At 73.1% G+C, this 19,161-nt stretch carries 26 protein-coding genes; 17 read left to right on the forward strand and 9 right to left on the reverse strand.

Annotated features, from left to right (window positions below; all coding sequences use genetic code 11):
- Window positions 1-75 precede the first annotated feature (75 nt).
- Window positions 76-573 (reverse strand): hypothetical protein, encoded by a 498-nt coding sequence (locus tag QSK39_RS40610; protein ID WP_285483137.1) that lies wholly within the window; start codon window positions 571-573, stop codon window positions 76-78.
- A 121-nt stretch (window positions 574-694) separates the two neighbouring features.
- Between QSK39_RS40610 and QSK39_RS40615 the strand changes: the two genes are divergently transcribed.
- The 3 genes from QSK39_RS40615 to crcB are packed head-to-tail and all read left to right on the forward strand — an operon-like array spanning window position 695 to window position 1,811.
- On the forward strand, window positions 695-1,108 hold the full coding sequence (locus tag QSK39_RS40615; protein ID WP_502873362.1) for a fluoride efflux transporter FluC: 414 nt from the start codon (window positions 695-697) through the stop codon (window positions 1,106-1,108).
- Window positions 1,108-1,440 (forward strand): DUF190 domain-containing protein, encoded by a 333-nt coding sequence (locus QSK39_RS40620; RefSeq protein ID WP_285483139.1) that lies wholly within the window; start codon window positions 1,108-1,110, stop codon window positions 1,438-1,440. The genes QSK39_RS40615 and QSK39_RS40620 overlap by 1 nt, the downstream gene beginning before the upstream one ends.
- Window positions 1,437-1,811 carry a fluoride efflux transporter CrcB gene (crcB, locus tag QSK39_RS40625; RefSeq protein ID WP_285483140.1) on the forward strand — a complete coding sequence of 125 codons (375 nt, stop codon included), beginning with the start codon at window positions 1,437-1,439 and terminating at the stop codon, window positions 1,809-1,811. Before QSK39_RS40620 ends, crcB begins: the two co-directional genes overlap by 4 nt.
- Here the strand turns inward: crcB and QSK39_RS40630 are convergent.
- Window positions 1,804-2,745 (reverse strand): SDR family NAD(P)-dependent oxidoreductase, encoded by a 942-nt coding sequence (locus QSK39_RS40630; protein ID WP_285483141.1) that lies wholly within the window; start codon window positions 2,743-2,745, stop codon window positions 1,804-1,806. The genes crcB and QSK39_RS40630 overlap by 8 nt on opposite strands.
- Window positions 2,746-2,801: 56 nt before the next feature.
- Here QSK39_RS40630 and QSK39_RS40635 point away from each other — a divergent pair, with 56 nt between their 5' ends.
- Window positions 2,802-3,353, forward strand: coding sequence for a TetR/AcrR family transcriptional regulator (locus QSK39_RS40635; protein ID WP_285483142.1), 552 nt, complete (start codon window positions 2,802-2,804; stop codon window positions 3,351-3,353).
- 1 nt (window position 3,354) lies between these two features.
- Here QSK39_RS40635 and QSK39_RS40640 read toward each other — a convergent pair whose 3' ends face one another.
- The 5 genes from QSK39_RS40640 to QSK39_RS40660 are packed head-to-tail and all read right to left on the reverse strand — an operon-like array spanning window position 3,355 to window position 8,075.
- Window positions 3,355-4,305, reverse strand: coding sequence for an LLM class F420-dependent oxidoreductase (locus QSK39_RS40640; protein ID WP_284745320.1), 951 nt, complete (start codon window positions 4,303-4,305; stop codon window positions 3,355-3,357).
- Complete coding sequence (locus QSK39_RS40645; RefSeq protein WP_285483143.1) at window positions 4,302-6,401, reverse strand: S9 family peptidase; 2,100 nt, start codon at window positions 6,399-6,401, stop codon at window positions 4,302-4,304. Before QSK39_RS40645 ends, QSK39_RS40640 begins: the two co-directional genes overlap by 4 nt.
- Before the next feature lie 20 nt (window positions 6,402-6,421).
- On the reverse strand, window positions 6,422-7,273 hold the full coding sequence (locus QSK39_RS40650) for a polyphosphate kinase 2 family protein (protein WP_285483144.1): 852 nt from the start codon (window positions 7,271-7,273) through the stop codon (window positions 6,422-6,424).
- Between the two features lie 17 nt (window positions 7,274-7,290).
- The gene (locus tag QSK39_RS40655) at window positions 7,291-7,758 is read right to left on the reverse strand and encodes an SRPBCC family protein (RefSeq protein WP_285483145.1); all 468 of its coding nucleotides are present in this window, start codon (window positions 7,756-7,758) and stop codon (window positions 7,291-7,293) included.
- Window positions 7,755-8,075, reverse strand: coding sequence for an ArsR/SmtB family transcription factor (locus tag QSK39_RS40660; RefSeq protein ID WP_285483146.1), 321 nt, complete (start codon window positions 8,073-8,075; stop codon window positions 7,755-7,757). Before QSK39_RS40660 ends, QSK39_RS40655 begins: the two co-directional genes overlap by 4 nt.
- Window positions 8,076-8,219: 144 nt before the next feature.
- Here QSK39_RS40660 and rocD point away from each other — a divergent pair, with 144 nt between their 5' ends.
- Window positions 8,220-9,452 carry an ornithine--oxo-acid transaminase gene (gene rocD / locus QSK39_RS40665; RefSeq protein WP_285483147.1) on the forward strand — a complete coding sequence of 411 codons (1,233 nt, stop codon included), beginning with the start codon at window positions 8,220-8,222 and terminating at the stop codon, window positions 9,450-9,452.
- A gap of 412 nt (window positions 9,453-9,864) precedes the next feature.
- A complete protein-coding gene (locus QSK39_RS40670; RefSeq protein WP_285483148.1) occupies window positions 9,865-11,223 on the forward strand; it encodes a DUF2252 domain-containing protein in 1,359 nt (452 codons plus the stop codon).
- Here QSK39_RS40670 and QSK39_RS40675 read toward each other — a convergent pair.
- Window positions 11,220-12,092: an FAD-dependent oxidoreductase gene (locus QSK39_RS40675; RefSeq protein WP_285483149.1), complete on the reverse strand. Its 873-nt coding sequence runs from the start codon at window positions 12,090-12,092 to the stop codon at window positions 11,220-11,222. The two genes, QSK39_RS40670 and QSK39_RS40675, sit on opposite strands and share 4 nt — an antisense overlap.
- Window positions 12,093-12,172: 80 nt before the next feature.
- On the opposite strand from QSK39_RS40675, the gene QSK39_RS40680 reads away from it, so the two are divergent.
- Entirely contained in the window at window positions 12,173-12,724 is a 552-nt protein-coding gene (locus QSK39_RS40680; protein ID WP_502873363.1) for a phosphatase PAP2 family protein, read from the forward strand.
- Here QSK39_RS40680 and zapE read toward each other — a convergent pair.
- Complete coding sequence (zapE, locus tag QSK39_RS40685) at window positions 12,678-13,697, reverse strand: cell division protein ZapE (RefSeq protein ID WP_285483150.1); 1,020 nt, start codon at window positions 13,695-13,697, stop codon at window positions 12,678-12,680. The two genes, QSK39_RS40680 and zapE, sit on opposite strands and share 47 nt — an antisense overlap.
- Before the next feature lie 89 nt (window positions 13,698-13,786).
- Here zapE and QSK39_RS40690 point away from each other — a divergent pair, with 89 nt between their 5' ends.
- The 10 genes from QSK39_RS40690 (at window position 13,787) to QSK39_RS40735 (ending at window position 19,108) form a co-directional block, all read left to right on the forward strand.
- Window positions 13,787-14,524, forward strand: a complete 738-nt coding sequence (locus tag QSK39_RS40690; RefSeq protein ID WP_285483151.1) for a pyrimidine reductase family protein — start codon at window positions 13,787-13,789, stop codon at window positions 14,522-14,524.
- Window positions 14,521-15,081, forward strand: coding sequence for an RNA polymerase sigma factor (locus QSK39_RS40695; protein ID WP_285483152.1), 561 nt, complete (start codon window positions 14,521-14,523; stop codon window positions 15,079-15,081). Before QSK39_RS40690 ends, QSK39_RS40695 begins: the two co-directional genes overlap by 4 nt.
- A complete protein-coding gene (locus QSK39_RS40700; RefSeq protein WP_285483153.1) occupies window positions 15,081-15,494 on the forward strand; it encodes an Asp23/Gls24 family envelope stress response protein in 414 nt (137 codons plus the stop codon). Before QSK39_RS40695 ends, QSK39_RS40700 begins: the two co-directional genes overlap by 1 nt.
- A gap of 90 nt (window positions 15,495-15,584) precedes the next feature.
- Window positions 15,585-16,022: an Asp23/Gls24 family envelope stress response protein gene (locus QSK39_RS40705; RefSeq protein ID WP_285483154.1), complete on the forward strand. Its 438-nt coding sequence runs from the start codon at window positions 15,585-15,587 to the stop codon at window positions 16,020-16,022.
- Entirely contained in the window at window positions 16,019-16,300 is a 282-nt protein-coding gene (locus QSK39_RS40710; RefSeq protein WP_285483155.1) for a hypothetical protein, read from the forward strand. Before QSK39_RS40705 ends, QSK39_RS40710 begins: the two co-directional genes overlap by 4 nt.
- A gap of 43 nt (window positions 16,301-16,343) precedes the next feature.
- A complete protein-coding gene (locus QSK39_RS40715) occupies window positions 16,344-16,520 on the forward strand; it encodes a hypothetical protein (protein WP_285483156.1) in 177 nt (58 codons plus the stop codon).
- Window positions 16,517-16,867 (forward strand): Asp23/Gls24 family envelope stress response protein, encoded by a 351-nt coding sequence (locus tag QSK39_RS40720; protein WP_285483157.1) that lies wholly within the window; start codon window positions 16,517-16,519, stop codon window positions 16,865-16,867. Before QSK39_RS40715 ends, QSK39_RS40720 begins: the two co-directional genes overlap by 4 nt.
- A 2-nt stretch (window positions 16,868-16,869) precedes the next feature.
- Complete coding sequence (locus QSK39_RS40725; RefSeq protein ID WP_285483158.1) at window positions 16,870-17,406, forward strand: DUF6286 domain-containing protein; 537 nt, start codon at window positions 16,870-16,872, stop codon at window positions 17,404-17,406.
- Window positions 17,403-18,002, forward strand: a complete 600-nt coding sequence (locus QSK39_RS40730) for an Asp23/Gls24 family envelope stress response protein (protein ID WP_285483159.1) — start codon at window positions 17,403-17,405, stop codon at window positions 18,000-18,002. Before QSK39_RS40725 ends, QSK39_RS40730 begins: the two co-directional genes overlap by 4 nt.
- A 26-nt stretch (window positions 18,003-18,028) precedes the next feature.
- The gene (locus QSK39_RS40735; protein ID WP_285483160.1) at window positions 18,029-19,108 is read left to right on the forward strand and encodes an ATP-dependent DNA ligase; all 1,080 of its coding nucleotides are present in this window, start codon (window positions 18,029-18,031) and stop codon (window positions 19,106-19,108) included.
- The last annotated feature ends 53 nt before the right edge of the window (window positions 19,109-19,161 follow it).

Here is a 19,161-nt window from a genome sequence, read left to right on the forward strand (position 1 = left end):
GAGGGCCCGGTTCTGTGAAGGCCGCTGCGAGGTGTGTTCCTCGCGGCGGCCTTCACGGCCTTCGGCCGGGGTCGGTCAACCGAGGCCGAGGTATTCGTCGGCGTCGATGCGCAGGCCGCCGTCGTAGTGGATGACCGTGAGCACGTGCCGTTCGACCAGCGTCGCGGTGCCGTCGCGGGGGTGGAGCGCGATGCGCACCGTCACCTGGCTGTCGCGGACCGACGGTTGGTCCAGCACCTCCGCACTGCGGTAGCGGCCCCAGAACCGGTCGTAGCTCGCGCGGCCGCGGCCGCGGAGGTTCGGGCCGATCAGCGGCCAGCCCGCGCTGGTGTCCGGCATCGAGCGGTAGTAGCCGACGACGAAGCCGGCTAAGTCTTCCTCGGCGTCGTCCGGCGCCGGGGCGGACCGGGCGGGCTCGGTGCGCGAGGTGCCGGGCGGCGCCGGCTGAGCCGCCCCCGGGACGGGCGGAAACGGCGGCCAGTGCTGATCCCCCGCGACGGCCAAGTAGGCCGGGACCAGCGCGATGACGGCCGCGACGGCTCCGAGCCTGGTGTAGAAACCCTCTTTCGACACGTCCGCTGGAGTCGCCCGCGCGAAGGCCGTCGTTACGGCCGCCGCAGTGCGCGAATCACCGTCACCGGGACTGCTTGCGTCGAGGCCCGTGCGCGCCGGGGTAGGTTCGGGCGCGGAGGTGATCACTGTGCCCGCGACCCCGGCGACCCGGTGGGACGTCCTGCTCGCGATCGGCATCGGCGGTGCGCTGGGCAGCCTCGCCCGGTACGGCCTGTCGGTGGCGATTCCGCACGGCCGCGGGGAGTTCGCCGTCGCGACGATGGTCACCAACGTTCTCGGCTGCCTGCTCATCGGTGTCCTGATGGCGATCCTGACCACCACCGCGCGCCCCCATCACCTGCTCCGGCCGTTCCTCGGTGTCGGGATCCTCGGTGGCTTCACGACCTTCTCCACCTTCGTCACCGACACCCTCGACGCGGCGACCACCGGGCGGATACTGGGTTCGCTCGCCTACCTGCTGGGGTCGGTCGCGCTCTGCCTGGCCGCGGTGACCGCCGGCCTGACCGCGACCCGCGCGATCCGGAAGGGACGCTGATGGAAGGACCGGCCACCCGCCTCACGATCTACATCGGCGAAGACGACCACTGGCACCACAAGCCGCTCTACCACGAGATCGTCCGCCGGGCGCGCGATGCCGGGCTGGCGGGCGCTTCGGTCCTCCGCGGCGTCGAAGGCTACGGCGCGTCCTCGCTGATCCACACCACGAGGATCCTGTCGCTGTCGGAAGACCTGCCGATGGTCATCGTGATCATCGACGCCGAAGTGAAGCTGCGGGCGTTCCTGCCCCAGCTGGACGAGCTGATCGGCGAAGGCCTGGTGACGCTCGACCAGGTCGAGGTCGTCCGCTACGTGGGGCGGACGGAGTGACGCTGGTGCTGGTGGCCCTCGGCGGGGCGGCGGGCTCGATCCTGCGCTACCTGACCGACCGGCGCGTGCAGGCCTGGCGGGACTCGCCGTTCCCCTTCGGGACGCTGACGGTCAACGTCGTCGGCTCGTTCATCCTCGGCTTCCTGAGCGGCTGGCTCCTGCACGGCGCCGAGCCGTCGTCGATCCGGGCGCTGGTGGCCGTGGGCTTCTGCGGCGGCCTGACGACGTTCTCGACGTTCGGCTACGAGACCGTCCGGCTGGTCCTGGAGAAGACGCGCCTGTACGCGGTGCTCAACGTGGTCGTGACGGTGGTCGCGGGCCTGGCTTCGGGTGCGCTGGGCTTGGTCCTGGCCACCGCCGTCTTCAGCTAGTCAGCTCGGCCGACAGCGTCCAGAGCCGGTCCGCGAGGGCCGCGTCCAGCGCCCATGCCTTGACGCCGTGCGGGTGGTCGGCGAGGTCGGCGTCATCCGGGACGGGGTAGGCCTCCTGGCCGTCGTCGAGGTAGTGCCCGCCGGTGCGGGCGAACTGCGGCGCGACGGCCGCCACGACGCTGGTCGCCGCCCCCTGCGCCACGGTCTTGTAGGTGAAGATCCCCGCCGCTTCGGCCGCGGCGAGGGACTGCTTCTGCGCCTGCGTGAAATGGCGCTGTAGCCCCGTCGCGACGCCGCCCGGGTTCGCCGCGTTCGCGAAGATGCCCTCGGCCGCCCACCGGTGGGTGGCGCCCACCGCGAACAGGGAGTTCGCGGTCTTCGACCGGGCGTACGCGATCTGGGGGTCGTAATCCCGGCGTTCGAAGTGCGGGTCGTCGAAGTCGACGCCGGCACGCATGTGCGCGGTCGAGCTGACCGCGACGATCCGCGCCTCACCGCGGTCCGCGGCCCCGTCCGCGAGAGCGTCGCGCAGGCCGCGGGCGAGCGCGAAGTGCCCCAGGTGGTTCGTCGCGAACTGCAGCTCCCACCCCTCCGGCGTGCGCGCCAGGCCGCCGGTCACGAGCCCGGCGTTGGCGACGAGCAGGTGGAGCGGGCCGGTCCAGTCGTCGGTGAACCGGCGCACGGACGCCCGGTCGGCGAGGTCGAGCGGCCGGATCGCCGCGCCCGCGATGGTGGCGGCGACCGCCTCCCCGGCGGTGCGGTCGCGGACGGCGAGCGTCACCTCGGCGCCGGCGGAGGCCAGCGCCCGGGCCGTTTCGGCGCCGAGGCCCGAGGACGCGCCGGTCACGACCACGCGGACGCCGGACAGGTCGTGACCGGCCACGACCTCGGCCGCGGTGGTGGCGGCGGTGAACGGCGTGCTGATCAAGGCCATGACCCGACTATACAAACTAAGCAGAAGTTGTAAAGCCAGCCTGCTAGCCTGGCCGCATGCCAGAAGCGCAGAACGCCGAGGCCGGCCGCCGTGACGCGGTGCTCGAGTCGGCGTTGCTCACCTTCGCCCGCCACGGCTACCGGAAGGCCTCCATGGAGGAGGTCGCCCGCGCGGCCCGGATCTCGCGACCCGGGCTGTACTTCCTGTTCGAGTCCAAGGAAGCCCTGTTCCGGGCCGCGGTCGGCCGGGCGCTCGACGAGGACCTGGCCGCCGCCGGGCGCATTCTCGCCGACGCCGGCCGTCCCCTGCCCGAGCGGCTCCTCGGCGCGTTCGACCGCTGGACCGGCCGCTACCTCGGACCGCTGAGCCGGGACGTCACCGGCGTCATCGAGCAGCACCCGGACCTGCTGGGCGAGCTCACGAAGACCGCGACGGCGCGCTTCGAGCAGCTGGTCACCGACGCGGTGGCCGAGACGGCGGACCGGGAGAAAGCCACGCAAGTCGCCCAGACACTGATCAGCGCCTCGATCGGGGTGAAGCACCAGGTCGAAACGCGCGAGGCGTACCTCGAGCGCTTCGCCGTCGCGGTCACCTTGCTCGTCGGCTGACTCAGCGCGGCGCCAGGCCGCGCACCTGCTCGAACGGATCCCCGCCGGTCGGCAGCAGCGCGATGATCGGCGTCGTCAGCCCGTTGTCCACATAGGACTGGACCTGCTCGCGGCACGACTCGACGCTGCCGTGGATCACCAGCTCGTCGACGACCGCGTCCGGGATCACCTGGTTCGCCTTCTGCCGGTCGCCGGCCGCCCACGCCTCGTGCATCGGGGCGAGGGCTTCCCCGCGGCCGAGCCAGTCGTGGAACGCCGCGTACACCGGGACCGTCAGGTAGCTCGAGATCAGCATCCGGCCCAGGCCCCGGGCCGCTTCCGCGTCCTCGGTCGGGCAGACGAAGATCCGGGCCGCCAGCTCGACGTCCGGCCCGATCACCGACCGCACCTGGGGCACGTCCGACGCCGCCAGCCAGTTCGTGATCGCGCCGTCGGCCTCCTTCGCGGCCAGGCGAAGCATGCCCGGGCGCAGGGCCGCCAGCATGATCGACGGCGCCGGGTCGGCCGGGCGCTCCAGCCGGAACTTCGAGACGGCGAACGTGTCGTACTTCTCGCTGACCTTCTCCCCCGCCAGCGCGGAACGCAGGAACCGCAGCGTGTCCCGCGAGCGCGCGAACGGCTCCTCGAAGGGAGCCGCGTTCCAGTTCGAGACGATCACCGGGGACGACGCGCCGATGCCGAGGACGAACCGGCCGGGCGCCAGCTCGGCCACGGTCGCCGCCTGCATCGCCAGCAGGCCGGGCCCGCGCGTGTACACCGGGACGATCGCCGTGCCCAGCCGCAGCTGCGGCGCCCACTGCGAGGCCAGGACCAACGGCGTGAACGCGTCCGTGCCCGCGGTCTCGGCGGTCCACGCGTCGGTGTAGCCCAGGTCCGGCAGCTGCTCGACCAGCTCGCGGTGCGCCGTCAGCGGCACCCCCGTCAGCGGGATCGTGAGGCCCCAGCGGCTCATGAATTCTCCTTGTCCACGGCGGAAAGCTCGCGCAGCAGCCAGTCGACCTGCGTGCGCATCAGGTTCTCCGCGACCTCTTCGGCCTGCGGCGTCATGTGGGTGGCGCCCGCCAGCGGCAGGAAGACGTGCGACCGCCCCTTCGCCAGCAGCGCCGACGACAGCCGCAGCGAGTGCGCGACGAACACGTTGTCGTCGGCCAGCCCGTGCACGATCAGCAGCGCCCGGCTCAGCTCCGCCGCGCTCTCGATCAGCGAGTTGTGCGCGTAGCTCTCCGGCTCGTCCTGGGGCTTGCCCAGGTACCGCTCGGTGTAGTGCGTGTCGTACAGCGACCAGTCGGTGACCGGCGCACCCGCGACCGCCGCGTGGAAGACGTCCGGGCGCCGCAGCACCGCCAGCGCGGACAGGTACCCGCCGTAAGACCAGCCGCGGATCGCGACGCGCTCGACGTCCAGCTCGGGGAACTGCGCCGCGGCCGCCTGGACCGCGTCGACCTGGTCCTGCAGGGTGACGTCGGCGAGGCGGCCGTGGATCTCGCGCTCCCACACCGCGCCGCGGCCCGGCGTGCCGCGGCCGTCCGCGACGAGCACCGCGAAGCCCTGGTCGGCGAGCCACTGCGACGTCAGGAACGCGTTGCGGCTCTGCAGCACGCGCTGGGCGTGCGGGCCGCCGTACGGGTCGAGCAGCACCGGCAGCTTGCCTTCGCTCGGCTCGTAGCCGCGCGGCAGGAGCAGCGCCGCGCGCAGGCCGCGCTCCCCCAGCGTCAGCCAGGTCAGGTTGGGCACGATGTCCGGGTCCACAGTGGACGATTCGATCGACGCCACCGCAGCGCCGTCCCGCAGCACCGAGACGCGCGGCCCGCTGTGGTCCAGGCTCCACGACGAAAGGACGGTGACCGCGGCGGACCCGGCGCCGACGTGCACGCCGTCCACAGTGGACAGCCGGCGGACCGACGAGCCTTCGGTGCGGAACACGTGGATCTGCGTGGAGTCGGCTTCGGACGCGCTGAAGAGGATCTCGTCGCCGACGTCGAGCACGGCCCGCAGCTGCAGCCCGGCCGGGGTGACGGCCTCGCCGCCGACGAAGAGCCGGTGGTCGCCGTCGACCATGCCCTCGACGACGAGCCGCCCGTCGGGCGTCCAGGCCGGGACGCCGCCGACGATGTCGATCCAGTGCTGGTCCGACGCCGTGTGGAGCACCGACGTCGAGCCGTCGGTGACGTCGAGGGTGAGGACGTCCATCCGCTTCTGGTCGCGCGGCTCGACGGCCAGCAGCGGCGCGCCGCCGGCCGACCAGTGCACCGACGCCAGGTACTCCCACTCGCCCGGGGCGACGTCCACGCGGGAGCCGTCCAGCCCGAGCACGGCCAGGGACACGAGCGCGTTCGTGGTGCCCGCGGCCGGGTACGCGACGACGTTGGCGGGGTTCTGCGGGTTGGCCGGGTCGGCGATGGTCCAGCGCGGCACCGGGCCGCGGTCGGAGCGCTCGGCCAAGAGGCTGCGGCCGTCCGGGGACCACCAGTAGCCGCGGGTGCGGTCCATTTCCTCGGCCGCGATGAACTCGGCGAGGCCCCAGGCGATGTCCTCGCCCTCCTCCTCGACGAGCACGCGGTCGTCGCCGGTGGCCAGCTCCAGCACGTGCAGCCGCCGGTTCTGCACGTACGCGACGTGCGTGCCGGCCGGGTTCGGGCGCGGGTCGATCACCGAGCCGTCGACGCGCAGCGTCACCTCACCCGAAGCGAGGTCCAGCGTGTAGAGCTTGCCCGAGAGCGAGAACGCGGCGACGGTGAAGCCGGCGTCGACGCTGTAGTGGACGACGCCGCCGCCGGTCTCGCGAGCGCGTTCGCGGCGCGCCCGCTCCTCGGCCGGCAGCTCTTCTTCGCCGGGCAGCAGGTCGACGGCGTCGACGAGCTTCGTCTCGGCGCCGGTGGCCAGGTCGGCCGACCAGAGGCTGTGCCGGGGGTCGGTGCCCGACTCCGCGCGCAGGAACAGCACGCGCGAGGCGTCCGGGGCGACCCGGAACTCCTTGGGCGCGCCGAGGGTGAAGCGCTGGGTCCGGGCCTGCTTGCGGAGGAACGGGAGGTCGTCGACATCGGTCACGCCCGCACTCTTTCAGACGATCACGACGGGACGCCAACACCCTTCAGCTTGGCCAGCTCCTCGGCGACGTCGAAGCCCGGTTCGGGGAACTCCGGCTTCAGCTCCGCGAGGGTTTCGATGAGCAGCTCGGCGACGGCCCAGTTCCGGTACCACTTGTGGTCGGCGGGCACGACGTGCCAGGGCGCGTGCTCGGTCGACGTCTTCTTGAAGATGTCGGCGTACGCCTCCTGGTAGGCCGGCCAGTGCGAGCGGGCCTCGAGGTCGCCCGGGTTGTACTTCCAGTGCTTCTCGGGTGTCTCCAGCCGGGCCTTCAGCCGCTTGAGCTGCTCTTCCGGCGAGATGTGCAGGAACACCTTGACGACGGTCGTGCCCGCGTCGGCCAGCTCCTTCTCGAACGCGTTGATCTCGGTGTAGCGGCGGCGGCGCTCGGCCGCGGTCAGCAGCCCGGTCACGCGCGGGACCAGGATGTCCTCGTAGTGCGAGCGGTCGAACACGCCGATCTGGCCGGCCACCGGCAGCTGCTTGCGGATCCGCCAGAGGTACGGGTGCCGGCGCTCGGCCGCGGTGGGCGCCTTGAACCCGGCGTAGCGGACGCCCATCGGGTTGACCAGGCCGAGCACGTGCGAGACCGTGCCGCCCTTGCCGGAGGTGTCCATGCCCTGCAGCACCAGCAGGACACTGCGCCGGCCGCCGCCGACGCCCTCGGCGTAGAGGGCTTCCTGCAGCGCGGACAGCCGCGAGGCGGCGTCGTCGAGCTTGGCGACGGCCTTCGGCTTCTTGCCGGGCCCCACCGGGGTCGAGCCCGGGTCCGGCAGCTCCGCGCCGACGCGCAGCGCGTCCCGGACCCGGCTTCCTGTGTCCTTCTTGGCCATCCCGCGAAACTACCTGCTCACGCGGCGGCTTTCTCGGCGAAGAGTTTCAGCAGTGTGCCGTGTCCGCCGTCGCTCGAGACGCCGTCGCGGACCTTCTGCGCGGTTTCGCCGTGCCGCTCGAAGTTCCGGTGTTCCAGCTCGACGCGCGTGCTGCGCGGCCCCTCCTCGACGAATCTGACCTCGATCTCGCTGGCGTGAGCGGGGTCGGGGTCCACCTTCCAGTCACCGTCGATCCGCCACGACAGGACCACCCGGCCGGGTGGCTCCCAGACGAGCACCTCGCCCCACTGGCACTCGGCGCCGTCGACGGTCCGCTCGTACCAGCGGCCACCCGGCTTCGGCTCGATGACGGCTTCGGCCAGGTCGGCCTCGCCGAGGTGGTGCTCGCGCGGCCACCAGCTGTCGAAGGCCTCGGTGTAGGTCTTGAACGCGTGCTCGCGCGAGCAGGCGACGGTGATCGTCTTGCGGATCGGTTCGAGCGTCATGACTGCTCCTCTTCCGTTGCTTCCGCCAGGGCGGCGAAGGACTTCAGCGCGTCCGACCACATCCGGTCGAGGTAGGCGCGCACCGCGGCGATGCCGTCGGGCTCGAGGCGGTACAGCCGCTTCGTGCCCTCGGCCCGGTCCGCGACCAGGCCGGCCTCCTTGAGCACCTTGAGGTGCTGGGAGACGGCCGGGCGGCTGATCGGCAGGTCCGCGGCCAGCTCGCCGACCGCGCGGGGCCCGGTCCGGAGCGCTTCGACGATCGCGCGCCGCGACGGGTCGGCCAGCGCGGCCAGCTGGTCGCTTCCGTAAGTCGCCACGAACCGTAAGCTACGACTTACCGATGAGTCCGTCAACGGCCACGCACCGTTTCGGGGGTCGCCGTCGGGTATTGCGCAACGAACAACGGGTGAAAGCAATGATTCCCGGCTGAACTCTGCGTGTTCTGCCTCTAACCTGAACGTATGACGACGTTCGCCGGCCGGGAGACCGCCGCCCCCACCGCCGCGAGCTTCATCGAGCTCGACGAGCAATGGAGCACGCACAACTACCACCCGCTGCCCGTCGTGATCGCCGAAGCCGCCGGCGCTTCGGTCACCGACGTCGAAGGCCGGTCCTACCTCGACTTCCTTTCCGGGTACTCGGCGCTGAACTTCGGCCACCGCCACCCGGACCTGGTCGCCGCCGCGGTCGAGCAGCTCGGCCGCGTCACGCTGACGTCGCGGGCGTTCCACCACGACCAGCTGGGCCTGTTCTGCCGCGAGCTGGCCGAGCTGACCGGCACCGAGCTGGTGCTGCCGATGAACTCGGGTGCCGAGGCCGTCGAGTCCGCCGTCAAGATCGCCCGCAAGTGGGCGCACCGCGTCAAGGGCGTGCCGGACGGCACCGCCGAAATCATCGTCGCCGGCTCCAACTTCCACGGCCGGACGACCACGATCGTGTCGTTCTCGACCGACGAGACCGCGCGTGCGGACTTCGGCCCGTTCACGCCGGGCTTCGTCACGGTGAAGTACGGCGACGCGGCCGCGCTGCGCGACGCGATCACCCCGCGCACGGCCGCGGTGCTGCTGGAGCCGGTGCAGGGCGAGGCCGGGGTCATCGTGCCGCCGGAGGGCTACTTCGCCGAGGTGCGTTCGGCGTGCGACGAGCACGGCGTGCTGCTGATCGCCGACGAGATCCAGTCCGGGCTGGCCCGCACGGGCACGGTGCTGGCGCTGGACCACGAAGGCGTCCGCGCGGACGTGTACACGCTGGGCAAGGCCCTCGGCGGCGGCATCCTGCCGGTGTCGGCGGTGGTCGGCCGCCGCGACGTGCTCGGTGTGCTGAAGCCGGGCGAGCACGGCTCGACCTTCGGCGGCAACCCCCTCGCGTGCGCGGTCGGCCGCGCGGTGGTGCGCCTGCTCAAGACGGGCGAGTTCCAGCAGCGGTCCACGGAGCTGGGCGCCCACCTGCAGACGCGGCTGAGCGCGCTGATCGGGTCGGGGCTGTCCGAGGTCCGCGGCCGCGGACTGTGGGCGGGCATCGACATCGCCCCGGGCGGGCCGTCGGGCCGCGAGGCATCGGAGGCACTGGCGGCGCGCGGCGTGCTGTGCAAGGAGACGCACGAGCGCACGCTGCGGGTGGCACCGCCGCTGGTGATCACCCGCGAGGAGCTGGACCGCGGCATCGACGCGATCGCCGAGGTCATCCGCCCCTGAACCACCGGATGCCGCCGGGTGAGCCTCCCGCCCCGGCGGCATCCGGAGCACACCACGGTCTGGTACGCGCCGAGCGCGGCTTGCCGGCTCCACCCAGCGGTCCGGCAGCGGTCCGAGACGCGGCCTGCCGGCTCCACATGGCGGTCCGGCAGCGATCAGAGCGCGGCCGATACGCGGCTTGCCTGGCCCACCCCGGCAGCGCACCACCGGCGATCCCAGCCCAGCCGGCACGCGGCTTGCCCAGCCCGCCGGCGGCGCACCGCGACCGCCGCCAACGGTCCGAAGCGTGGATTCCACGCCAACCTCGCGCCCGGGTGACGAGCGTGCCCACCCTCGCCGCCGAGGTCGGCCCACCCGAGTGATCTCCCCCGGCCCCGGGAGCAGATCGTCCCGTTCGGACGTTGTGCCCGGTATGGGATCAGGGGAATGGGTGGAACGGCCGCTGGTCGGCGCCGACAGCGTGACGCCGGCCGAGCTGTACGACCAGGGGAAGCGGCTCCGGGACAAGACTCCCGCCGCCGCGCACGACCACGAGGCCGCTGCCGAAGACCGGCCGACGCCGCTCCAGTACTTCGAAGCCAGCAACCGAGGACGTCTCCCGGAACTCGTCGAGCTGCGCCGGGAACGCATGCTCGCCTCCCCCTTCACCTTCTTCCGCGGCGCCGCCGGGCTGATGGGCGCCGATCTCGCCGGCACGCCGGACTCCAGTCTCACCGCGCAGCTCTGCGGCGACGCCCACGCCGCCAACTTCGGGCTCTACGGCACGCCCGAAGGCAAGATCGTGATGGACATCAACGACTTCGACGAGACCGTCCCGGGCCCGTGGGAGTGGGACCTCAAGCGGCTCGCGGCCAGTCTCGTGCTCGCCGGCCGCGAGGGCGGCATCGGCGAGTCCGGCTGCCGCGAAGCCGCCGAAGACGCCGTGAAGTCCTACCGGCGCACCATCCGCGCGCTCGCCGACCTGCCGTTCCTGCGCAGCTGGAACGCCCTGCCGGACTCCTCGGTGCTGTCCAAGGCCCGCGCGGACGAGCTGATCGACGACTTCGCCGACGCCGCCGAGAAGGCCCGCAAGAACGACAGCGCGAAGGTCGCCGCGAAGTGGACCGAGCACGTCGACGACCACGAGACCGGCCTGGCGCGCCACCGGTTCGTCGAGGACCCGCCGGTGCTGACACACGTCGACGAGCGGACCGCCGAGGCCGTCGCCGCCGGCCTGGTGTCCTATGTGGACACCCTGCGCGAGTCGCGGCGGACGCTGATCGCGCGGTACCGGATCGCCGACGTCGCCTTCCGCGTGGTCGGCACGGGCAGCGTGGGCTTGCGCAGCTACGTCGCCCTGCTGCACGGCAACGACGACGAAGACCTGGTGCTGCAGGTGAAACAGGCCCAGAAGCCCGCGCTCGCGCCGTACCTCGACCTGCCGGAAGCCGACCACGAAGGCCGCCGGATCGTCGACGGCGCCCGGCTCGTCCAGGCCGAGACCGACGTCCTGCTCGGCTGGACCACGATCGACGGCGTCCCGTACATCGTCCGCCAGTTCCGCAACCTCAAGGGCGACATCGACCCGGCAGAGCTGGAGAAGGACCACCTCGACGACTACGGCCGCCTGGCCGGCGCCCTGCTCGCCCGCGCCCACACCCGCTCACTGCACCCGAAGCTCCTGGCGGGCTACTTCGCCGACGACTCCGAGTTGGACGAAGCGATGGGCGCGTACGCGGTCCGGTACGCCGACCGGACCGAGGCCGACCACGCCGCCTTCTCGGCCACCTAAGCCAGCAAAGCCGCGACGTCGGCCGCGCAGCCCCAGGCGAGGGTGATCCCCGAACCGCCGTGGCCGTAGCAGTGGACGACCTCCCCCGCCCGCTCCAGCCGCACCACCGGCCGGAACGGGCGCAGGCCCACCGCGGACCGCAGGATCTCCGCCCCCGCCAACGCCGGGACCAGCTCGCGGCAGCGGCGCACGATGTCCACTGTCACGCCCGGGTCGGGCTCGAGATCCCCTCGGCCCGGCTCCTCCGTGCCGCCGCACACCACGTGGCTGCCGTGCGGGATCACGTACGTGACGCCCGGGCCCGTCTCGTCGACCACGAACTCCGTCAGGCCCGGGTCGCTCAGGTGCACGACCTGGCCGCCGACCGGGACCATCGAACCGTCGCCGGCCAAGGGGCCCGCGCCGAGGCCCGCCGCGTTGACCACCGGGCCGAGGTCCGCCAACGACCGCAACTCCCGGTGCTCCACGCGCACGCCCAGCGCGACCACCTGGGCGAGCAGCCAGTCCAGGTACACCGGCAGGTCGACCAGCGCCGTCGTGAACACCAGGTGACCGCCTTCGCGCACCGGGTCGATCATCGCCGGGAGCCACTGCGGCTCGGGTTCGCCCGGGGCCAGCAGGACGCGGCCGCGGCGGAAGCGCACCCCGGGTGCCTCCTGCGCGTGCAGCACCGCCAGGGTCTCGGCGGTCCAGCGCACGATCCGCTTGTCCGGGCGGCGCACCGGCGGGTACAGCACCCCGCCCGCGATCGCCGACGTCGTCTCCCCCGGCGGGGCCGCCGCGACGACCGTGACGTCGTGTCCCGCACCGGCCAGCCGGTACGCGCAGCTCAAGCCGATGATCCCGGCCCCCGCCACCGTGATGCGCATCCGATCCTCCTCCCCGGCATCGTGGCAGACGGGTGCATCACGGAGTCACAGCTACCCTCTCGCGGGTGAGGACGATGTGGGTGCCGGCCGCCGCCTGCGGCCTGGTCGCGGTGCTGCTGGGGCTGCCGTTCGCCGGCGGGAGCACGCCCGGGGCCGTCGACGCGACGGTCGCCGGCTGGATCGCGGACCTGAGTCCCGGCGTGCTGCGGGCGCTGGTCCTGCCGACCGAGCCGTCCGTGGTGATCGCCCTCGGCGTGCTTTCCGTCGTCCTGTGCCTGCGCGCCGGGCGGCGGGTCGACGCCGCGTTCGCGCTCGGCGCGCCACTGCTGGCGATCCTGCTGACGAGCTGGCTGCTGAAGCCGCTCTACGACCGGTGGAAGAACGACACCCTGGTCTACCCGAGCGGCCACACGGTGAGCCTGGTCGCGGTACTGACCGTGCTCGTGCTCGTCACGCGCAAGGCGTACGTCGTCGTGCTGAGCGCCCTGGCACTGCTCGCCGCGACCGTCGGGCTCGTCGGGATGGGCTACCACTACCTCACCGACGTGGTCGGCGGGACGCTGTTCGCGGTCGCCGTCGTGCTGCTCACGTGGCCGGAGCGGCGTCCCGAGCCAGCGCGGTCAGCCGGCTGACCGCGCGCAGGTACTTCTTGCGGTAGCCGCCGTTCACCATCTCCTCGGTGAACAGCGACGGCAGCGGCTCACCCGAGACGACCACCGGGATGGCCCGGTCGTAGAGCCGGTCGGCGAACGCGACCAGCCGCAGCGCCACGTTCTGGTCCGGCGCCGGGTGGACGCCGCGCAGGTGGACGCGGGTGACGCCGTCGAGCAGCCGTCCGTACCGGGACGGGTGCAGGGAAGCCAGGTGCTCGCACAACGCGTCGAAGTCGTCCACAGTGGACCCTTCGTGCGCGGCGACCGAGGACTCCAGCTCGTCGGGAGTGACCGGCGGCGGCGCGTCCGGCAGGCCGCGGTGGCGGTAGTCCGGGCCGTCGACGCGCACCACGCCGAACCGGGCCGACAGCGTCTGGATCTCGCGCAGGAAGTCCTCGGCGGCGAACCGGCCCTCGCCGAGCTTCTCCGGCAGCGTGTTCGACGTCGCGGCGATGTACACGCCCGCGTTCATGAGCTCCTGCAGCAGCCGCGTGACCAGCGTGGTGTCGCCCGGGTCGTCCAGCTCGAACTCGTCGATGGCCAGGATCCGGTGCTCCGAGAGCCGCCGGACCGCCTCGAGGAAGCCCAGCGCGCCGACCAGGTGGGTCAGCTCGACGAACGTGCCGTACGCCTTGGGCGAGGGCGCCGCGTGCCAGGTCGAGGCGAGCAGGTGGGTCTTGCCGACGCCGAAGCCGCCGTCGAGGTAGAGGCCCATCGGCCCGGCCGGCTCCGAAGACCCGCCGAAGAGCTTGAACCGCTTCTTCTCCTTGCGCGCGCCGATCTTGGCGGCGAACGCCGAGCAGGCCTCGACCGCGGCGGCCTGGCTGGGCTCGTCCGAGTTCGGGAGGTACGTGTCGAACCGGACGGCGCCGAAGCGCGGCGGGGGCACCAGCGCACCGATCAGCTCGTCGGCGCCGAGCTCGGGTCGGCGGTCCACCAGGTGCGCGGGCATGGTCGCAGAGCCTATCCGCGCGCCGGACGCCGGTGAGCGGGCCTGTCCCCCGGTAGAGACGCACTTCACGCCCGTGCTGGGATTGTCGCGTGCGGAGCGTGTGGCCCTCTTCGACGGGCGAACTGACCGGGGTGGACCTCGAGGAGATCTACGCGTACCCGGCGGCGGTGGACCGCCCCTGGGTGCAGGTCAACTTCGTCTCCTCGGCCGACGGCGCGGTCGAGGTCGACACGACGTCGGCGGGGCTCTCGCACGCCGCCGACCGGCGCGTTTTCCTGCTCGGGCGCGACCTCGCCGACGTGATCCTGGTCGGTGCCGGCACCGCCCGCGCCGAGGACTACCGCGGGGTCGTCGCGGGCCCGAAGCGCCTGGACCGCCGTCGCCGGCTGGGCTTCGCCGGTGTCCCGCCGATCGCCGTCGTGACGCGCACCGCGGATCTGGACCCGGCGTCGCGGTTGTTCACCGAGACCGTCGTACCCCCGATCGTGGTCACCACCGAGTCCGCGCCGACCGGCGCCCTCGAAGCCGCCGGGGCGGAGGTCCTGCGCGCGGGCACCGACGACGTCGACGTCCGGCGGGCGCTCGAGCTGCTCGCCGCGCGCGGGCTGCGCCGGGTCGCGTGCGAGGGCGGGCCGCGGTTGTTCGGCAGGCTCGTCGCGGACGACCTCGTCGACCAGCTCTGCCTGACCGTCGCGCCCCTGCTCGTGGCCGGGCCGGCGGCCCGGATCGCCGCGGGACCGGTGGTCGTGCCGCGCCGGCTCGCACTGGCATCGATCCTGGTCGAGGACGGCTTCACGTTCCTGCGCTACCGCCGGGACGCCGGGTGAACGACGACGCCGACCTCCTCGCCCGGGCCGCGGCGGGCGACGACGCCGCGTTCGGCGCGCTCGTGCGGCAGCACACCCCGCGGATGTACCGCGTCGCGCTGCGGATCACCGGCAGCGCCGCCGAGGCCGAGGACGTCGTGCAGGACTCGTGGCTCGCCGCCTGGCGCTCCCTCGCGTCCTTCCGCCACGAGTCCGCGGTGTCGACCTGGCTCTACCGCGTGGTCACCAACAGCGCGCTCGCGCTGCTGCGGCGGCGCCGGCCCACGATCTCGCTCGACGCACCGGAACCCGACGGTCAGTCCACTCTGGACAGTGCGCTGCTCGCCGGGGCCGTCCCGGGCCCCGAAGGCCGCGTCGTGCGGGCCGAAGAGGTCGACGCGGTGCTGCGCGCGATCGGCAGGCTGGAGGTGTCCCAGCGCGTGCCGCTGGTGCTGCGCGAGCTGGAGGGCCTGAGCTACGAAGAGGTCGCCGAGGTGCTCGACGTGAACGTCGGCGCCTTGCGCTCGCGGCTGCACCGGGCCAGGGTGGCGCTGCTCGCCGAATTGAGGGAGCGGTGATGGCCGAGCTTCAGGATCCCGAGCGGGACCCCCGCTGGGAAGCCGTGCGCGCCGCCGCCCGGCGGCACGTGCCGACCCCGCCCGGGCTGGTCGAACGCGTCCTGCGGGCCGTCGCGCGCGGCCGCCGGACCGCGGTGGAGGTGCCCGGCGAGGCGGGCAGCCTGCGCGTCACCGAAACCGTCGTCGCGCGGCTGGCCTCGGCGATCGCCACCGAGCGGGCACCCGGCGGGGTGCGGGTTTCGGCCGTCGCGGTCGAGGACGACGCCGTGCAGGTGCTGGTGTCGGTCCGGTTCGGCGTCGCCGCCGACGCGGCCGCCGAAGCGCTGCGGCAGGAGATCACCGCCGAGCTGTCCCGCCAGCTCGGCACCGCTACGACGGTGAACGTGCACGTCGTGGACGTCCACCCCGGCTAGCCGTTCCCCCGATCGGGGGATCTTGCGTGAGGATTGCGTCTTCGCGGGCATCGTACGGGCGAGAGACCGCCGCGAGAGGAGCCCGAACGCATGCACCCGGAACGGACCGAAAGCCCCGGCACGGTGACCCCGCTCAACGAGGAGGGCGCCGCCGGCCGCACCACGATCTCGTCGGTCGTCGTGCAGAAGGTGGCCGGCCTGGCCACCCGCGAGGTCGCCGGGGTCCACGCCCTGGGCGGCGGCGGGGTGTCGCGCGCGCTCGGCGCCCTGCGCGAACGCATCCCCGGCTCCGGCACCGTCACGACCGCCGGCGTCGCGGTGGAGGTCGGCGAGAAGCAGACGGCGATCGACCTCGACGTCGTCGTGGAGTACGGCGCGCGCATCGCCGACGTCGCCCGTGCGGTGCGGCGCAACGTGATCACCGCGGTCGAGCAGATCACCGGCCTCGAGGTGATCGAGGTGAACATCTCCGTCAACGACATCCACCTGCCGGGCGAGGAAGAACCCGAATCGACGCGGGTGGAATGACCGGACGCGACCCGGACGACCCGGAGGGCAAAGCGGCCTTCCGGGCGTTCGTGCGCGCCCACCACCCGGACGTCGGCGGTGACCCGGCCGTGTTCGCGGCCGGGCTGGCCCGGTTCCGGGCGGCCGAACCCACCGCCGCCGAGCCCGCCCGGGAGTCCGAAGTGGACTCCCGCTACGACGCCCCGGTCAGCTTCGTCGTGAACCGCCGCGGGATCGCGGCCATCGTGGCGCGGTTCCGCCGTCGCCGCCGTCGCCGCCGTCCGCCCCGGGTGCGCTGAGGCGCACCTCCCGTACCGTCCAAGGACCGTCCTAGGAGGACATGTGAACGCAACGCAGACCGGGCTCCTGGCCGGGCTGATCCTCGGCCTGGCCGCGACCCAGGGGTTCACCGCGTTCCTGGTGACCCTGGCCGTCGGCATCATCGGCCTGGTCGCCGGCCGGGTCCTCGACGGCAAACTCGACCTCGGCGAGCTCTTCGGCAAGGGCCGCGACAAGTGAGCCGCGTCCTGGACGTGCCGCGCGAGCTCGCCGAACCGGCCGAGCGCGGCACCCTCACCATCGGGCACGCCGTGGTGCGCAAGATCGCCCAGCACGCCGCCGACCAGGTCCCGGGCACCACCCGGGACGGCAAGAAGGGCGCCAAGGCCAAGGTCGGCGGTCTCGACAACGACGTCGACCTCGCACTCGACCTCGCGCTGCAGTACCCGGCGCCGGTGCGGACGGTCGTCGACGTCGTGCGGGAGAAGGTCACCGGCGAGGTCGAGCTGCTCACCGGCTACCACGTGCGGACCCTGGCCGTGACGGTGTCCGCGCTCCTGCCGGACGTGCCGCCGAGGGTGCGGTAGCCGTGCGCCCGCTCGTCCGCCTCCTGTCCACCCTGCTCGCCCTGGCCTTCGCGGCCGCCGGCGCGCTGCTCGCGCTCGAAGTCGGCTGGCACTGGTGGCGCCCCGGCGCGGGCCCGCTGCTGGTCCCGTGGCCGCGCTGGCAGGCCGAACTGGCGTCGCTGGGCTGGGACGCCTACGCGGTGCGCGTCGGTGCCGGCGTGATCGCCGCCGCCGGCCTGGTCCTGCTGCTGTGCGCGCTCGCCGCCGGGAGCCGCGCGATCCGGCTCACCGACCCGGCCGACGACGTGAGCGTCTCGACGTCGCCGCGCTCGCTGGCCCGGCTGGTCGGGCTCGCCGTGCGCGCGCAGGACAACGTCGCCGGCGCGACGGTCACCGCGAGCGCCCGCCGCGTCCGCGTCCGGGCGAAGAGCACCCTCGAAACCGAGGGCGAGCTGCGGCCGCGCCTGCTGGCGACGGTGTCCGCGCTGCTCGACGACGTCCCGCTCGTGCGGCGGCCGAAGGTCTCGGTCGTCGTCGACTCCCCCAAGGACCGCCGATGAGGAAGTCAGCCGCCGCGAAGGCGCTTTCCCGCTCGTACGCGGGCGAACGCACGCTCGCGTTCCTCGTCGGGCTGCTGGCCCTGGCCGGCGGGGCACTCGCCCTGGTGGTCGGCTTCGGCGTGCTCGGCGAGTTCCGCGGCCGCCGCCCGCTGCTCGACCCGATGGCCCTCGACTGGCTCGGCGGCCACGCCACGCCCGCCCGGATCGTCGCGATCGTGCTCGGCGTCCTGCTGCTCGTGCTCGGCCTGCGGGGGACGCTGCGTTCGCTGCGCCCGGAACCGCGGCCCGACGTGGACCTCGACCGCACCGAGGGCGCGGAGCTCGTCGTCACCGCCGCCGCGATCTCCGGCGCGGTCCAGGCCGACGCGGAACAGCTCGACGGCGTCAGCCGGGCCCGGGTCCGCGCGGTCGGCTCGCGGACGTCCCCGGCGCTGCGCGTCACCCTGTGGCTGCACGAGGGCACCGACCTCAAGGGTGTCTGGGAAGACCTGGACGCGCGGGTCCTGACCAGGGCGCGCGAGTCGCTCGGCCTCGACGTCCTGCCCACCGCCGTCCGGCTCGAACTCGACACGAGCGCGGCGAAACGCGTGCGCTGAGCGGTGACTTTCCGCAGAATGCCCGCATGCCCCTACCGCTGCAGCCGCCGCTGAAGCCGATGCTCGCCAAGCCCGCGAAGGCCATCCCGGACTCCGGGGGCCTGCTGTTCGAGCCGAAGTGGGACGGCTTCCGCTGCATCGTCTTCAAGGACGGCGACGAGCTGTACCTGCAGTCCCGCGCGGAAAAGCCGTTGAATCGGTACTTCCCGGAAGCGGTCTCGCGGCTGCTGGAGATCCTGCCGCCGCGGGTCGTGCTGGACGGCGAGCTCGTCGTCGCGCGCGGCGGGCGGCTGAACTTCGACGCGCTCACCGAGCGGATCCACCCCGCGGAAAGCCGGATCACGCTGCTGGCGGCCGAGCAGCCCGCCGAGTTCGTCGCCTTCGACGTGCTCGCGCTCGACGACGAGTCGCTCCTGGACGAGCCGACGTCGGCCCGGCGCGAGCGGCTGGTCGAGCTGGCCGGCGACCGGTTCCCGCTCACCCCGGCGACCACCGACGCGGCCACCGCGCGGCACTGGTTCGAGCTGTTCGAGGGCGCGGGCCTCGACGGCGTCATCGGCAAGCCCCTGGACGAGCCGTACACGCCGGGCAAGCGCGTCCTGCACAAGTACAAGCACCTGCGCACCGCGGACTGCGTCCTGGCCGGGCTGCGCTGGCACGTCGACGGCGGCCCCGGCGAACTCGTCGGGTCGTTCCTGCTGGGCCTGCACGACGAAAAGGGGGTGCTGCACCACGTCGGCACCGTCGGGTCGTTCCCGAAGGACCGCCGTCGTGAGCTGGCCGAGGAGCTGGCGCCGCTGGTCACCGACGGCGAGGACCACCCCTGGGGCGGCCGCGCGCAGGGCGAAGGCCAGCGCATCCCCGGCGGCATCACCCGCTGGCGCGCCACCGAGCACGAATGGGTGCCGCTGCGGCCCGAGCGCGTCGTCGAGGTCGCCTACGAGAACACCGAAGGCGGGATGCCGTCGCGGTTTCGGCACAACGCGCGGTTCAAGCGGTGGCGCCCCGACCGCGAACCCGCGTCGTGCGACTACACGCAGCTGGAGGAACCGGCCCGCTACGACCTCGACGCCGTGTTCCGCGGCCAGGTCGTGCGGACCCGCTAACCCGCGTCCCACACCTGTCGTGCAAAGCTCGGCGGTGCAATGCCTGTGATCGA

This window comes from Amycolatopsis sp. NBRC 101858 (assembly GCF_030269325.1).
GTDB classification, from domain to species: domain Bacteria; phylum Actinomycetota; class Actinomycetes; order Mycobacteriales; family Pseudonocardiaceae; genus Amycolatopsis; species Amycolatopsis ponsaeliensis.